13 protein-coding genes and 1 pseudogene are annotated in these 14851 nt (G+C 45.9%); 6 read left to right on the forward strand and 8 right to left on the reverse strand.

Translation table 11 applies throughout. From position 1 onward, the window contains the following. Positions 1-234: 234 nt before the first annotated feature. A complete protein-coding gene (gene rpsN / locus ACXAD6_RS01215; protein WP_474967277.1) occupies positions 235-504 on the forward strand; it encodes a 30S ribosomal protein S14 in 270 nt (89 codons plus the stop codon). Between the two features lie 56 nt (positions 505-560). Here the strand turns inward: rpsN and ACXAD6_RS01220 are convergent, their stop codons facing one another. Further along, positions 561-2078, reverse strand: coding sequence for a multicopper oxidase family protein (locus ACXAD6_RS01220; RefSeq protein ID WP_474967278.1), 1518 nt, complete (start codon positions 2076-2078; stop codon positions 561-563). 168 nt (positions 2079-2246) lie between these two features. On the opposite strand from ACXAD6_RS01220, the gene ACXAD6_RS01225 reads away from it, so the two are divergent. Beyond that, complete coding sequence (locus tag ACXAD6_RS01225; protein WP_474967279.1) at positions 2247-2786, forward strand: TetR/AcrR family transcriptional regulator; 540 nt, start codon at positions 2247-2249, stop codon at positions 2784-2786. A gap of 36 nt (positions 2787-2822) precedes the next feature. Here ACXAD6_RS01225 and ACXAD6_RS01230 read toward each other — a convergent pair whose 3' ends face one another. Continuing rightward, entirely contained in the window at positions 2823-3230 is a 408-nt protein-coding gene (locus tag ACXAD6_RS01230) for a carboxymuconolactone decarboxylase family protein (RefSeq protein WP_474967280.1), read from the reverse strand. Between the two features lie 12 nt (positions 3231-3242). Beyond that, positions 3243-4787, reverse strand: a complete 1545-nt coding sequence (locus tag ACXAD6_RS01235) for a BCCT family transporter (protein ID WP_474967281.1) — start codon at positions 4785-4787, stop codon at positions 3243-3245. A gap of 368 nt (positions 4788-5155) precedes the next feature. Between ACXAD6_RS01235 and ACXAD6_RS01240 the strand changes: the two genes are divergently transcribed. The 4 genes from ACXAD6_RS01240 to ACXAD6_RS01255 all read left to right on the forward strand — a co-directional run bounded on the left by ACXAD6_RS01240 (position 5156) and on the right by ACXAD6_RS01255 (position 9014). Continuing rightward, positions 5156-6046, forward strand: a complete 891-nt coding sequence (locus ACXAD6_RS01240; protein WP_474967282.1) for a beta-keto acid cleavage family enzyme — start codon at positions 5156-5158, stop codon at positions 6044-6046. 8 nt (positions 6047-6054) lie between these two features. Further along, positions 6055-7002: a 3-hydroxyacyl-CoA dehydrogenase NAD-binding domain-containing protein gene (locus ACXAD6_RS01245; RefSeq protein ID WP_474970335.1), complete on the forward strand. Its 948-nt coding sequence runs from the start codon at positions 6055-6057 to the stop codon at positions 7000-7002. A 13-nt stretch (positions 7003-7015) separates the two neighbouring features. Then, positions 7016-7486: a thioesterase family protein gene (locus ACXAD6_RS01250; RefSeq protein ID WP_474967283.1), complete on the forward strand. Its 471-nt coding sequence runs from the start codon at positions 7016-7018 to the stop codon at positions 7484-7486. A 379-nt stretch (positions 7487-7865) separates the two neighbouring features. Beyond that, entirely contained in the window at positions 7866-9014 is a 1149-nt protein-coding gene (locus ACXAD6_RS01255) for an FAD/NAD(P)-binding protein (protein WP_474967284.1), read from the forward strand. A gap of 38 nt (positions 9015-9052) precedes the next feature. On the opposite strand, the pseudogene ACXAD6_RS01260 reads toward ACXAD6_RS01255, so the two are convergent. The 5 genes and pseudogenes from ACXAD6_RS01260 to ACXAD6_RS01280 all read right to left on the reverse strand — a co-directional run bounded on the left by ACXAD6_RS01260 (position 9053) and on the right by ACXAD6_RS01280 (position 14809). Further along, a pseudogene (locus ACXAD6_RS01260) lies at positions 9053-9952 on the reverse strand (TIGR03943 family putative permease subunit). A 12-nt stretch (positions 9953-9964) separates the two neighbouring features. Beyond that, positions 9965-10939: a permease gene (locus ACXAD6_RS01265; protein ID WP_474970336.1), complete on the reverse strand. Its 975-nt coding sequence runs from the start codon at positions 10937-10939 to the stop codon at positions 9965-9967. A gap of 437 nt (positions 10940-11376) precedes the next feature. After that, a complete protein-coding gene (locus tag ACXAD6_RS01270; RefSeq protein WP_474967285.1) occupies positions 11377-12750 on the reverse strand; it encodes an SLC13 family permease in 1374 nt (457 codons plus the stop codon). Positions 12751-12824: 74 nt separating this feature from the next. Then, a complete protein-coding gene (locus ACXAD6_RS01275) occupies positions 12825-14348 on the reverse strand; it encodes a tripartite tricarboxylate transporter permease (protein WP_474967286.1) in 1524 nt (507 codons plus the stop codon). Between the two features lie 11 nt (positions 14349-14359). Beyond that, on the reverse strand, positions 14360-14809 hold the full coding sequence (locus ACXAD6_RS01280; RefSeq protein ID WP_474967287.1) for a tripartite tricarboxylate transporter TctB family protein: 450 nt from the start codon (positions 14807-14809) through the stop codon (positions 14360-14362). Between the last annotated feature and the right edge of the window lie 42 nt (positions 14810-14851).

The following is a 14851-nucleotide window of genomic DNA, read 5'->3' on the forward strand; positions in this document are numbered from 1 at the left end:
GTGCTGAAATTTGGGATGATATAGAAGAGAACTGGCGGGGGGTTCATGACATTTGCCAAATGGCTGATCTTATGATTTAATAGGATTACACAATTTAAAACGTAATCGTTACGTTTTGGTTTTGGGCATCCTTTTTAAAGGAGAGATTTCCAAAAAAATTTACTTTAAATTAAATAGTAATGATTACACTTTTGGACATACGAGCATTTCTATAAAAGATTGGAGATATAAACTATGGCGAAAGCATCAAAGATAGCAAAAGAGAAAAAGAGACAGGCGATGGTAGCGAAATACGCAGACTTGCGGAAAGAGTTGAAAGAGAAGGGCGATTATGAAGCCCTTCGAAAACTGCCGCGTGATTCTTCCCCGACACGTTTGAAAGGCCGCTGCGAAATAACCGGCCGGCCCCGGGGGTATATGAGAAAGTTCCATATGTCCCGTATTGCTTTCAGAGACTACGCCCACAAAGGCCAGATCCCTGGTGTGAAAAAAGCCAGCTGGTAATGGAAGATGCATGGTTTTCTCCCGTTTTATTGAAGCGGAAGAAACCATGCGTTTTTTTATGTCCGAATAAAGTATGGACGCATCATTTCGTAGTCCTCATGCTCTAAAATATGGCAGTGCCACACAAACAAACCAGGGTAGGGGCCAAAGCGCATGATCATCCTTGTTACTTCTCCGGGACGGGAACGAACGGTATCCTTCCAGCCTCTTTCATTCAAATCCGGAGCGACACGCGGTCCTGTAAGGATGACCTTTCCTTCCTGTTTAAAAACATCCACATCGAAAGGCTGGCGGTCAAGGATTTGGAAACGGACCAAGTGAAGGTGGATCGGGTGGATCGCTTCTGTTTCATTGACGATGCTCCACACTTCCGTCTGTCCGAGCTTTGGAACTTCAGTAACGGGATCTGACCATAAGTGGTCATCCAACAAGTGAATATTACGTCCGTAGGAATCTTTCCGCATGTTCAGTTTCAGTGTCCGGGTTCTGTCCACATATGTATATCTTGGAACAGGAGCGAGCCACGCAGGAATAGAGCTGTGATCGATGTAGGAAAGACGCTGATTGACTCGGAACTGCATGATCGTTCCTGTCGTTTCTGGATCCGCTTTTTCACCCTTGGTTTCGAAATCATTCTCCAAGATAATGGTTTTTCCATAACAAGTGGAGAAATCAATGATCACATCCGCTCTTTCGGCAGGTGCTAATACGAGAGCAGGTACGCGGACCGGGGTCTCAAGTAGTCCCTGATCGGTGCCGATTTGGATGAAAGGAGCTCCGTTGGAAAGGGATAAGCGGTAGATCCGGGCATTGGATCCGTTCAGAATCCGGAATCTGTATCTTCTAGGTTCGACATTTAAATGGGGCCAGACTTTCCCATTCACTAAAATGGTGTCTCCGTAAAAATCAGGGATGACCGAAGGAGTGGGTGCCGTTTGAGGCTGGGCTGGCCTCGATGGATAGAAAAGGCTGCCATCCTCCCGGAACGAACGGTCCTGGATGATCAATGGGAGATCGAAGGGACCGCAGGGAAGGTTCAATCGGGCTTCATTTTCATCATGGACGATGTACATGCCTGAAAGACCGGCGTAAATGTTGAGACGGGTAATCCCCATGGCATGGTCATGGTACCAAAGGCTGGCAGCGTCTTGATGATTGGGGTAAGTGTACATTCGATGAGAAAAGTAAGGGCCTACTTTGTTAAAGTGACGGGTGAACCACGCTTCTGGGTAGCCATCACTGGTATCCGGCGTCACTCCTCCATGCAGGTGTACGACCGTCCGTACTTCCGGCTGACTTTTTTCTGCTCCATGAACCGTCGTATCAATGGGGAGAAAATGACGTTCAGGAAGTTCATTTTTCCATAAGACGTGGATCGGCTGATGCTTCCAGACGTGGAATGTAGGTCCGGGATACTGCCCGTTATAGCCCCACACTTTTGTAGGTGGGAAGTCTCGGTGCAGCCTCTGGAATGTTTCCTTCATTGTGACTTCAAAATAGGGGTCACCGTGGAGACAGCCTGCCGGACGCATGGTTTTCATGATGGGAAGGGGATCGACGAACTTTTTTAACATACGAATCGCTCCTAAACGTTGCTTGGTTATTCTAGTTTATTGAACGGGGAAGAGAATTACGCCTCTTGTTCAGACAGCGCCTTTCCATTCATCCCTGTATCCCAAATTGATAAAATGTATGACTACTGATAACATTATGGGAAAATGAACAAAAATGAGGGGACGTATATGCCAAGAGTATCAAAACGGCAGAAACTGCTGGAAGCAGCGGCATTGATTGTGAAGGAGCAGGGAAGCGATGCATTGACATTGGATGCCGTTGCAAAAAAAGCAGAAGTCAGCAAGGGCGGGCTGTTGTATCACTTTTCAACAAAGGAAGCTCTAGTGAAAGCGCTTGTCCAGCACATGAATGACATCTACAAAGAGAACGTGGAAAGCTTTGTGGACGAAGAAGAGGATGAAGTCGGAAAGTGGGCACGGGCATTTATTAAAGTGCTCCACGATAAAAGTATAGAAAACCAGACGATCAGTGGGGGAATGCTGGCCGCTCAAGGCATCAATCCTCAACTCATGAAGCCTTTACAGGAGACCTATGCTGACTGGCAGTATCATATGGAACATGATGGACTCGATCCTGTCGATGCCACCATTCTGCGTCTTGCTGTAGACGGATTATGGCTGTCTGAAATTTTCGGCCTCGGCGTTCTGCCTCAGACGCTTCGAGAGCAGGTGCTGGAGCGGTTGGAAGAACAAAGCCGGCCTAAATAAAAATCACCAGATCCCAACAAGGGACTGGTGATTTTTTTATGCGTGCGTTTTTTGTTTGTTTTTGCGTTCCTTGAACACCTGTTGAGCCTGCGTCAGCGCATTGATTACAGAGGGGAATCCGACATAAGGAATCAACTGCATCATCGCTTCTACGATTTCTTTTTCAGACAGCCCCGCATTGAGAGCCGTATTGATATGAAGTTCGAGCTGGGGGAGGCTGCCGCTGCCCTGAGTGACAAGACTGGATAAGACTGTAAGTGCACGCCCTTTCTTATCCAGGTGATCCCGGTTGTAAATATCCCCGTAAGCAAACTCAATGATATATTTCCCGAGATCCGGGGAAATATCTTCCAATGCTTTCATCAGTTCAAAGTGATTGGTTCCTTTTTCTTCGTCTGTATATCCTCTTAAAATCTCTAATCCTTGTTCATAACGTGATTTCATCGTATTCCTCCGTTAAGATGCCTTCTTGTTTTCTTTTTCTTCCGCTGCCTGGTCTTCATTAACCATTTTGATAAAGGACCATCCAAGAATCGGCAGGATGACAAGCAGTGGGAAGCCTCCGACAATGCTGATGGTCTGTAGTGTCGTCAATCCACCCATATTCATGAAGATCATTGGAAGGATGGACAATGCCAGAGCCCAGAACAGGCGGTTCCATTTAAGTGGTTCTCCTTCGACCCGTTTTTGGACGACGGAAGCAATGACATACGAACCGGAATCATAGGTTGTCGATAAAAAGATCGTCGCAAGTAAAATAAACACAACGATTGCAAATGTGTCTAATGGCAGCTCGGTTAATGTGCCGATGATGGCTGCAGGTGCCCCTTCATTATTTAACGTTTCAATAACAGGGTACTGCCCGCTCAGCTCCAGATACATCGAGTAGTTTCCTAGAATCCCGAAAAAGAGAATCGTTCCAAGGCTTCCGAATAAGACCGTTCCAAAAGCGACCTGACGGATGGTCCGTCCTTTGGAAATCCGGGCGATGAATAAGCCGACGAATGGGGCATAAACGATCCACCAGGCCCAATAGAATACGGTCCAGCCTTCCGGGAAACCGGTCCGTGTAAAGGAGCCAAGGTCATTAAAGGGTTCCGACCACATGCTCATGAGGAAGAAGTTATCCATCATGCGGCCGAGGGCGGTGCCGGTCGTTTCTGTGATGAAGGTGGTCGGTCCAACGATGAAAATGAATAGAAGAAGTAGAAAGGCCAGCCATAAGTTGATGTCACTTAATACCCGGATTCCTTTCTGCAGTCCGGAATAGGCGCTGAGTCCGAAGATCAGTGTACAAATCACCAGCACAACGGATTTCGTCATCATCGTATCCGGCAGGCCGACAAGATGGTTGAGTCCGGATGAAATGATTGGAGCAGACAGAGCGAGACCGGTTCCCCCTCCGCCAAGCAGTCCGAACATGAAGAGAATATCCACGAGTCGGCCGACCCATGTGTCTGTATACTTACCTAAAACGGGACGGCAAGCTTCACTGATTTTGAATACATCGGTTTTTTTGACATAAAACATGTAGCCGATAGGAAGGGCGGGTATGGCAAACATTGCCCATGCGATCGGTCCCCAGTGGAAAAAACCATAGGTCGATGCCCACTGGATCGCTTCGCTGGATCCCGCTTCAATTCCGAATGGGGGTCCCTGATAGTAGTAGGCCCACTCAATGACACCCCAGTAGAGAATCCCTGTTCCAATCCCACTCGTGAACAGCATCGCTGCCCAGGAGCCGGTTTTGAATTCTGTTTTGGTATCCGCATCTCCCAACTTGATATCTCCATAGCGGCTCACCCCTATAAATAAGAGGAAAAGCAGCATGACTAAGCCTACGGATAAGAATAGGAAACCGAGCCGCTGGGTAACAATTTCGTTGGCAACCAGGACGATTTCCTTTCCTTGTTCCGGAAAGATCAGAAGAGGCAGCGAAACGAACAACAGAAGTGCCAGGGCCCCTCCGAATGTTTTCCAATCCATGATTTGTTTTTTCATATAGAAATCCCCCTTAAGAAAAAGTCCGTTATGAATTTGATAATCCGATGTAAACTTTACAATCCAGACGGTTTTGTTTCAATGGATGGATAGGGCCGTATAAAGGAGAATGTCCGTACATATTCAAGGAATGGCGATCTGGGTCCGTTTATTTGATGTTTTTTATTTAGTATGTGCTTTGATAATAGTTTTAAAAGTTTATAAAGAAATTTTTGTACGATTGAATCATTGGTGCAGAAGGGATGGAAGGGGATTTTTGATTCCTGATAGATAAGAGAATTCTTGAAAGGGATTTGAAACTAAACAGTCCGGATGGTATAGTTTCAACTGGATGATCAAACAAACCAATTCAAAGGAGGACCTTTGGAATGAAAAATAAAGTATTGTTAACCTCTGCGGTCACAGGAGCGGGAGATACGATGAAGAAAAACCCCCACGTCCCTGTGACACCGAAGGAAATTGCAGCATCTGCGATTGAATCAGCTAAAGCGGGAGCTACGGTTGCCCACGTGCATGCACGGGATCCGCAGACGGGAGGCATCAGTCATGATGTGGACCACTATCGTGAAATCGTCGATCGGATTCGTGAATCGGAAACGGATGTCATCATTAATATTACGTCCGGTGGAGGCGGGGATTTCATCCCGAGCTTGAGCACACCTGCCGCGGGCGGAGACGGTACAGATATCCAGACGCCGACCGAGCGTCATGCGCCTGTCGGTGAACTGCTTCCTGAAATGTGTACGCTCGACTGCGGCAGCACGAATTTCGGAGACATGATCTATATGAGTCCGACAGATTGGCTTCGAGATCAGGCCGAAATGATCCAGAAGAGTGGTGTGAAGCCGGAACTGGAATGTTTTGATACCGGTCACATTCGTTTTGCCAATCAATTGGTGCAAGAAGGGTTGATCGACGGCGATCCGATGTACCAATTCTGTCTTGGAATTCCATGGGGAGCGGCGGCTGATGCAGAAACGATGATGTATATGAAGAACCGTATTCCGGAGAATGGGCACTGGTCAGCGTTTGGAATCGGGCGCATGCAGATGCCGATGGCTTCTCAATCAGCGATGCTCGGTGGAAACGTCCGTGTCGGCCTGGAAGATAACATTTATCTTTCCAAAGGTGTTCCTGCAACGAATGAACAGCTGGTCGACAAGGCTGTAGGTATGCTCCGCGGCCTGGATCTTGAACCGATGAGCCCGCAGGAAGCGCGTGAATATCTCAATCTAAGAAACCCACATGGAGGGAAATAATGTTGTCTATTAAACAAGCGGCCATTGTCGGAACAGGAGTTATCGGAAACGGCTGGATCGTTCGTATGCTTGCTCAAGGATATGATGTGATCGCAGCAGATCCAGCAGAAGGAGCAGAAGAACGGATGCGCCGGGCTGTTGAGCAGTCCTGGCCTTATGTGGAAGCGCTCGGCCTTGCTGAGGGGGCTTCCAAAGATCGTTTAACATTCGTAAAAGATACAGAGGATGCGGTGAAAAACGCAGACTTCATTCAAGAAAATGTGCCTGAAGTGGAGGAATTGAAGCAGTCTGTGCTGCAGACGATTGACAAACACGCCAAACCGGAGGCGATTATTGGTTCAAGTACGTCGGGCATTATGCCTTCTGAACTTCAAGAGAATCTACAGCATCCGGAACGATTTGTCGTGGCACACCCGTTCCATCCTGTGTATATCCTGCCTCTTGTAGAAGTCGTAGCAGGAAAACAGACAACAGACGAGAATGTAGATAAAGCGAAAGCTTTTTATGAAAGCTTGAATATGAGTGTCCTGCTCGTCCGCCATGAAATTGAAGGTCATATTGCAGACCGCCTGATTGAAGCGATTTGGAGAGAGTCTCTTCATATCGTTAATGAAGGGATTGCGACAACGGAAGAAGTAGACAAAGCCTTCACCCACGGTGCGGGCATGCGCTATGCCCAGTACGGTCCATTCCTGACGTTCCATCTGGCGGGAGGAGAAGGTGGTATGCGTCACATGCTGAAGCAGTTCGGCCCGGCCTTGAAAAAGCCGTGGACAAAGCTTGAGGCACCGGAACTTACGGACGAATTGTATGACAAAGTCGTGTCCGGGTGTGAGCATCAGTCCAATGGCATGTCGATGGCTGAACTTGATCAGAACCGCAACGAATTTTTAGTGAAGCTGTATGATCTTGTACAGGAATACTGGCCGGAAGAACAGACCGCTGTCAAACGGTAAAGGAGGGGGATTCATGGAACAATCCTTTCATTATAAAGACCGCGTGCTGCCGGAGTGGGTGGACTATAACGGGCACATGAACGATGCTGAATACAACCGCGCCTTCAGCTTAGCGACAGATGCGTTTATCGATTATATCGGACTGGACGAAACAGCGCGAGGCCACTACGCGTATACGATCTTCACATTGGAAACGCACATCTGCTATCTGAAGGAAATGCATGAGGACGAGCCATTTGAAATCACCGCCCGCGTTCTGGATTATGATGCCAAACGTATTCATTTATTTCTAACGATGATGAATCAACATGGTGAAATAACTGCCACGCTTGAAGAAATGCTGATGGGTATGGATCAAAATACAGGCCGCCCATCTGTTTTTCCTGATGAAGTGGAGCAGAGGATTCGTTCTGTGTATCAGATGCATGCGGATCAGGAGCATCCGAAGCAGGCCGGTCGTACGATCGGTATTCGGAGGAAATGAATAAAGACCTGGTTATTTTTATAACCGGGTCTTTATGTATGGACTGATTACGAGTAGGGAGCCCCCAACCTGCATTTTCTTCTTGCCAACGTTTTGATCCTGTGATTTAATATCAGTACGCCATTAAATAGTAACCGTTACTATTTAATCAGTGAACGGTTTAAGCATAAGTGCGAATCAAAGAGTGGCTCAAAAAAATTTACCCTTCAATAAATAGTAATCATTACGTTTTGTTCGTGATGCTATTTATATATAGAGGAGAGTTTTAATTTTGGCAAATTAAAGTCAGAAGATGGGCGGCTGTTGTTATTCAACATCAACATCAGCCGTCCTTGGGCATGAAAAATTCCAGCTGGTAAGATAAAGGAGCTTAAAGGTTATGTACAAATGGGTGATTATTGGTGGTGGTGTTCAGGGCTGCTGTGTGGCCCGGCGGCTTCTTGAAGAAAAAGCAGGGAATGAGGAATTGTTAATGATTGATCCATTTCCCGGACCTATGCACGTGTGGCAGACGTTAACGAAAAAGATTGGGATGTCTCATTTAAGATCCCCTTCTGTCCACCACCTGGACACAGATCCATATAGTCTGAGCAAATACTCCAAAGGCCATGACTTTGCCCAGCCTTTCAGAGGGAGGTGTGCGCGACCTCAATTGGACCTGTTTAATCAGCACAGCATGGATGTATTTGATGATGTCCGCCTTAAAGAATGCTGGAAGCAGGGGATGGTCAATGGTATTTCCAAAGAACATCAACATTGGAATGTGTCTCTGGAAGATGGTTCTCTCGTCCAAGGGGAGAAGGTGGTACTGGCTGTGGGCGTCAATCACTCCCCGCATTATCCTGAATGGGCTCATGAAGACGGGATTTCTGTCAGTCACGTGTTTGATATGCAGACCCCTGTGCCTGACGAAGGCCGCGTTGTCGTTGTTGGAGGAGGGATGACGGCGGCTCACCTGGCTAATACATTGTCCAACAAAACCTCGATAGCATCTGTTTCTCTAGTGAAGCGTCACCCCTTCCGGGTAGAGGACTTTGACAGCGACCCTGGGTGGCTTGGTCCGAAGTTTTTAAACGACTATGAGAAACTGACCTGCTATGACCAACGCCGGAGGTTCATTCAACAGGCAAGACATAAAGGTTCTATTACAAGAGATCTCCATGTTCAGTTGAAACGGCAGGTGAACGCTTCCAGATTAAAAATATATACAGGGGAAGTAGAGGAAGTTGTGACGGGGGGCCGTATTTTCGATCTTCGATTGAGGGGTGGAAAGCTTGTGTCAGGTGACTCTATCATTCTGGCTACAGGAGCGGAAGCATGTCTCCCTGGGAAGGAATGGCTGGAGCCTCTCATTGAACAGTGCGGTCTGCCGTGCGCGCCCTGCGGATTCCCTATAGTGTCGACGTCATTGGAATGGAAGGAAGGGTTATATGTTGCAGGGGCTCTTGCAGAACTGGAAATCGGACCGGCCGCGAGGAATATAGCTGGTGCGAGAAAGTCAGCGGAGCGGATTGTAACGTCTGCCTGATATAAAAAGTCACAGCCGTCAGGGGCTGTGACTTTTTGTTATCCGCCAAATTCTAAGTCTTCATAGACGTACGGTTCCGGAGGTGTCTCGATCGGTTTGATCGCTTCCGGTTGAATGAGAGGAAGCTCCCATCCGTTCATCTGTACTTTTTCAAGTGTTCCTGTCACTTCCACCCATGTATCATTTTTGTACTGACCAAGGTTCTCCCCTTGAACAAGAATGCCGTAAATCCCTGCATCAGCTACACAGCAGCTGATTCCGAACCGCCCTACGACGATCTAATCATCCGGAAAGTTGTCATCCCGGAATACGAATCCATGGGTCGTCAGTTTTTTTTCCGCGTAAGGGTCCATATCGTCTTCCATTAATGTAATTGAACCAATGTAGTTGTCGGCAGTCATCTGGAGATGTTCTGTCTCCTGCAGCTCTTTAAATAACTCGGGATATCTTTTCTCAGGCGTCAGAACGGCCGTGTTTTCAGCCTCTCCGCCCGCATCTTCCTGGTTTAAACCCTCTCCTTCGCCAGTATCATTCATAGAAGAAGGATCATTCAGATTGGACTGATCAGAGGCTGCACGCATTTCATATTTGAATCCTTTATTGGAAGCTGCTGAACTTCCGATCACATGGTCGGAAAACATCATTCCTGTCATCACAGGGATGATGAATAATAAGTAAATAACAGTGGAGCGGAGTCTGGATTTGGAGTAATCATGGTCGTGCCCGCATCCGCAGTCATGATCCTGCTCTTCAAACCCACTTTTAAAGAATTGAATACTCCCAAGAACTCCCAGCACAATTAAGGTGAAATACATGTAAGGCATCATACGGGGCGCAATAAACTTTTGGATATCTCCGGAAATCATAAGCTTCACAAGAAATAATACAAATCCGAATAAAATAATGCTTCTCAGAAATTGATGGGAAGGTCGGTTCATGATCCTCCTCCTTTATATAAAGAATGCGTCATACCACAGGCTCACGGCGTATACGACAACCGCTACGATCACTAAAAAGGCAAGGACAAACCTTTTCTTGAAATAAGCCATCATTAAAATGGTGTTTTTCAAGTCCGTCATTGGTCCATAAACGAGAAAAGCAAGAATAGAGGTCGAAGAAAAGAGTCCTTTAAAAGAAGAAGCCACAAAAGCATCAGCTTCTGAACACAAGGATAGAATGTAGGCCAGTCCCATCATCACCGCTGGTCCGGCCAGTGCTCCATTCCCAATATCCATCAATGTTTCCCGTGCAACATAAGTTTGAACGATCCCGGCGAATAAGGCTCCAATAATGAGGAATTTCCCCATATCGAAAAATTCATCACTGGCATGCTGGAATGTTTCGGCAATTTTACCTGACCGATCGTTGTCATGGGTATGCTGGTGCTTCGCAGCTTCTGTTGTTTTTTTATTCAGCTGCCAGCGATTGCCGAAAAATTGATAAATGACAGCTCCCACAAGCAAGGAAACGATGAAGGCCAGTCCCATTCTTGCCCAGGCAATACTAAGGTCCGTCTGAAAGGCATAAAACGTCGACAAAAAGACGATGGGATTAAGGACAGGGGCGGAGACAAGGATGACAATCCCTACATGAAGCGGCATCCCTTTTTGAATCAGTCTTCGTACAATCGGAACAATCGCGCATTCACATACCGGAAAGACAGCGCCAATGGCAACGGCAGGGAACAGAGCCAGATAAGGGTTGGCGGGTATGAATTTTTTAAGCGTTTCTTCTTTTAAAAATGTTTGGATTACTGCAGATATAAATACACCAAGAAGTACGAAGGGGATGGCTTCCAACACAATGCTGATGAACATCGTATTTAAATCTAATAAAGAGGCCGGGATGGAAAACATGTTTTCAAAAGGGATGGTATCCCCAAATAAAAAAAGAGCGAAAGAAATCACTAATAAAAAATAAATCATACTGGATGGTGGAGAATGATCCTGATACAAATAAAGTCCTCCTTTACACTCCGCAAATAAATCGTAATGGTTTCGATTATATACCTATATTATTAACCGGAATTTCATAGACTTTGTCAATACTAGATACAAGAAATGTATATGATAGAAACGTGAGGTTCATTCGTATTGATTACAATTTAAGAGGGTGAATGAAGTGTGAAACAAGAAGATTAAGAAGGGGAAACTTTGTTTAGAGCCGTGAAAAGAAACGTCTGCCTGACATCAATATCAATCATAGAATGGAAAACAACTAATTACAGGGGTTGCTGAGCATGATGGAGAGCTTTGGTTACTGTCCTCATAAGTTATTGAGCTGATTTACTTCACTATTGTAAATTAGAAAATCTTAAGAACCACTCAAGAAACCTGAAGAGTACTTGAACACTTCAGGTACCTTATATTGATCTCCAAAAAAGCTGAAGAGAGAGAAGAATGACAATTACCCAGCACAGGGAAGCAGGGAGGCCAGCTTTAAGCAGATCCCGATCGGTGAAGTATCCATAGGAGTAGCTGATCAAATGGACGGGGGATTGAGTGATTAAGAAAAAACCAGGAATCCCTGTTAAGAATGCGGTCATACCTACAGCTAAAGGAGAAAATCCCTCTAAGTTGTAACCAATTTGAACGGCTAGTGGAATGATAATGGTTAAGAATCCCAGAACATTAACAAAAACGATCCGGATGAGCAGGGTGCCTGCCATCAACAGGAAGATAACAGAAAGTCCTGATTGAGAAGACAGGGAGCTGACAATGAAGGAGGCTGTCCATTTCACAGTCCCTGTTTGAATAAGCATTCCTGAGACCATCAGTGTGCTTGCGAAAAAGAGCATCATTTCCCAGTTGATTGATTTCTTTGCCTGGTCCCATTCCCACACACCTATATAAGGGAGGAGGGTGAGAACAGCACCTAAAAGGCCGACGAGTGGAATGGAGAAGCTGTGGTAGCTTGATGATGCCCATAAGACAAGAGTGAGGCTCATGATAAGAATGACCTTTTTCTCGGACATCTTTACCGGTCCCAATTCTGCTAATCTTTCCTCTATCAACTGTCTTAAATGATGTCTCTGTATATTTTCGGGTGGAAACATACAGATCATGATTCCCCATAAGGTCAGCAGAAACAAAAGAATGGGGAAAGAGAAGTAGACGACCCAGGACATATAGTTGATAGAACTCGAAATATCAGTGAACAAACCAAACGTGTAAAGGGTTGAACTGGCACCTGTAGCGACCATGGCACCAGCAATAGCCGTCAAATAGCTGACGCCTATGAATAGTGATTTTCCGAGGTTCTCTATATTATTGATGCCCTTAATGCTCTTTAATAATCGATCAAGCACGGAAGTGATGAGATTTGCTTTTCCTATATTGGAAGGGATGAGAATGGATAGAACCAGCATGAGCCCATAACAAATAAGAATAAGTCCTCTCCCGGATCCTCTGGAAGCAGACATCAGCTTGAGAGAAAGCCGGCTGGCAAGGCCGGTTTCAATAAAGGCATGGGAAATAATAAACGTAGCAAAAAGGAGCCATACAATTTCAGAACTGATATAGGACAGCGTTTCTTCAAAGCTGAAGAAGTGAAAGGATAGGAGCAGGATAAAGAGGAGAGAACTGAATGCTAAAGGGAAGACCCGGCCAATCCACAGCATCTGGATAATGACCAGGGCAGCAACGGCTTGAACTTTTACATCCCAGTCTATGAAAGGCTGGAAAAAAAGAAGGTATATAATGAATGTGGATAGCAGGATGCCTGTTTGTTTTTTCATACCGATACTCCTTACATAGACTGAAAAAGCCACCGTTGGAATAGGTGGCTTTTTCATGAATAGATCCGAAAAATTCAAGAAGATTTATAGACGTTTTCAGGTTCTTCGTTCTGCTTTTCGCTTCTCTTCTTAATCAGCTTCATAATCAAAGGGTAGAAAAGGGACAATATAGTCAGGATGACGAGTGCAACACTTACCCCTGAGGAGAAGAATATACCCAGGCTTCCGTTCGAGGAAAGAACAGCCATACGGAAATTCTGTTCCATATCGGTTCCAACGATGAGGGCAAGAACTAATGGTGCAATGGGAATGTCCATAATTTTCATCATCAGACCGAGCAGTCCGAAAATAAGCAGCAGGAAGAAATCCATGGTTGAGTAACTTAACGTATACGTTCCGATAAACGCCAGCAGGACAATTATGGGGTAAAGGACTTTCGCCGGTGTGTCCAACACTTTGACTAACAATCCTACTAATAAAATGTTAATGACAACCAGGGCGATGTTTCCAAGAAACATGCTGTTGATCAAGGCCCACGCCGTTTCAGGCTGCTGTTCAAATAACAGTGGTCCGGGGCGTAATCCGAGCATGATTAAGGCACCAAGCATGACAGCGGTTGTTCCTGATCCTGGGATTCCCATTGTAAGTAAAGGAATCATCGCGCCGACAGAAGCGGCGTTGTTGGAAGATTCGGGTGCAGCCAATCCCTCGGGAGCTCCCTCGCCGAATTCTTCAGACCGCTTGGAAATCTGTTTTTCTGTTGTATAACTGATCATGGAAGCAATTGAACCTCCAGCACCGGGAAGAACACCAATTAGGAATCCGAGCGGTCCGCTTCGTAAAATCGGCCATTTGGATCGTTTCCACTGGTCTTTGGTGAACCAGACTTTCCCGACTTTTTTCTTATCTTTCTTTTGTTTATCGATATTCAAAAAGTTGTAGAGCACTTCTCCAATGGCATACACTCCGATGATTACAATGAGGAAATCGATGCCTTCACTGAGGTGTGGAACCCCCATAGTAAAGCGATAGACACCTGTCTGAGTATCGATTCCGAAAGTACTGAGACTGAGGCCGATCATCATAGCAAGAAAACCTTTGACCATTTTTCCAATAGATAAAGCTACAATCGCAGATAACGCGAGCAGCATTAATAAGAAGTATTCGGCCGGGCCGAATTCCAAGGCGAAATTCGCTAAAGGCTCTGCAAGGAAAATGAATCCCACTACGGCAATCAGCCCGCCAATGAACGAGGCTACAGCAGATATGGCGAGGGCTTCTCCGGCCTGTCCTTTCTTCGCCATCGGATACCCGTCGAAGGTGGCGGCAATCGCTGATCCATCCCCCGGGGTATTCAGCAGGATCGAACTTCTGGAGCCTCCGTACATGGCTCCGTAATAAATGGAAGCCATTAAAATAATGGCGCTTACCGGGTTCATTCCGAATGTAATAGGGATCAATACGGCTACTGCTGTCGCTGGACCTAAGCCTGGCAGCATACCAACTATAGTCCCTAGTAAACCGCCAATAAGGATCCATAAAAGGTTGGCGGGATCTACAGCAATAGACAATCCATCTAGAAAACTTCCAACATCCATAGGTACACCTCCTAAGGTAGACTGACTCCGAGTAATTCACTGAATGCATACCAGCTTATAAAAGAAAAGCTTACGGCGACAATTGAGTTCACGAGCCACTTTCTCCAGCCATTGATAAAGAACAGCAGGGCACCTAAAAAGAGGATCGTGGAAGGTAGAAAGCCAAGGGGTATAAACAGCAGGGAGTAGATGATCCCGAGTCCAATCGTTATGCCGATGAGTTTTGGCGTTCTTCCTGACAGCATTTGTATAAGATCGGGATTTTCCTTATGGATATTTTTAAGTTCCTGTATGAGATAAATGATGCTGAAAATGAACATGAGTATACTTATCCCTGCTGGGAAATAGATGGGTCCGTATGGGTTACCCAGGGTGGCTTTCTCTAAGTTGAAGGATGAAATTAATAAAACTATACTAAAAATGGTTGTGAGAATAGGAAGACTGAGTTTCATGATTTTCATTGATGATTCACCTCGCATTAGGGAATACCTGCTGCCAGGATA

The sequence above is a fragment of the Halobacillus sp. ABH2_015 genome (assembly GCF_056158945.1).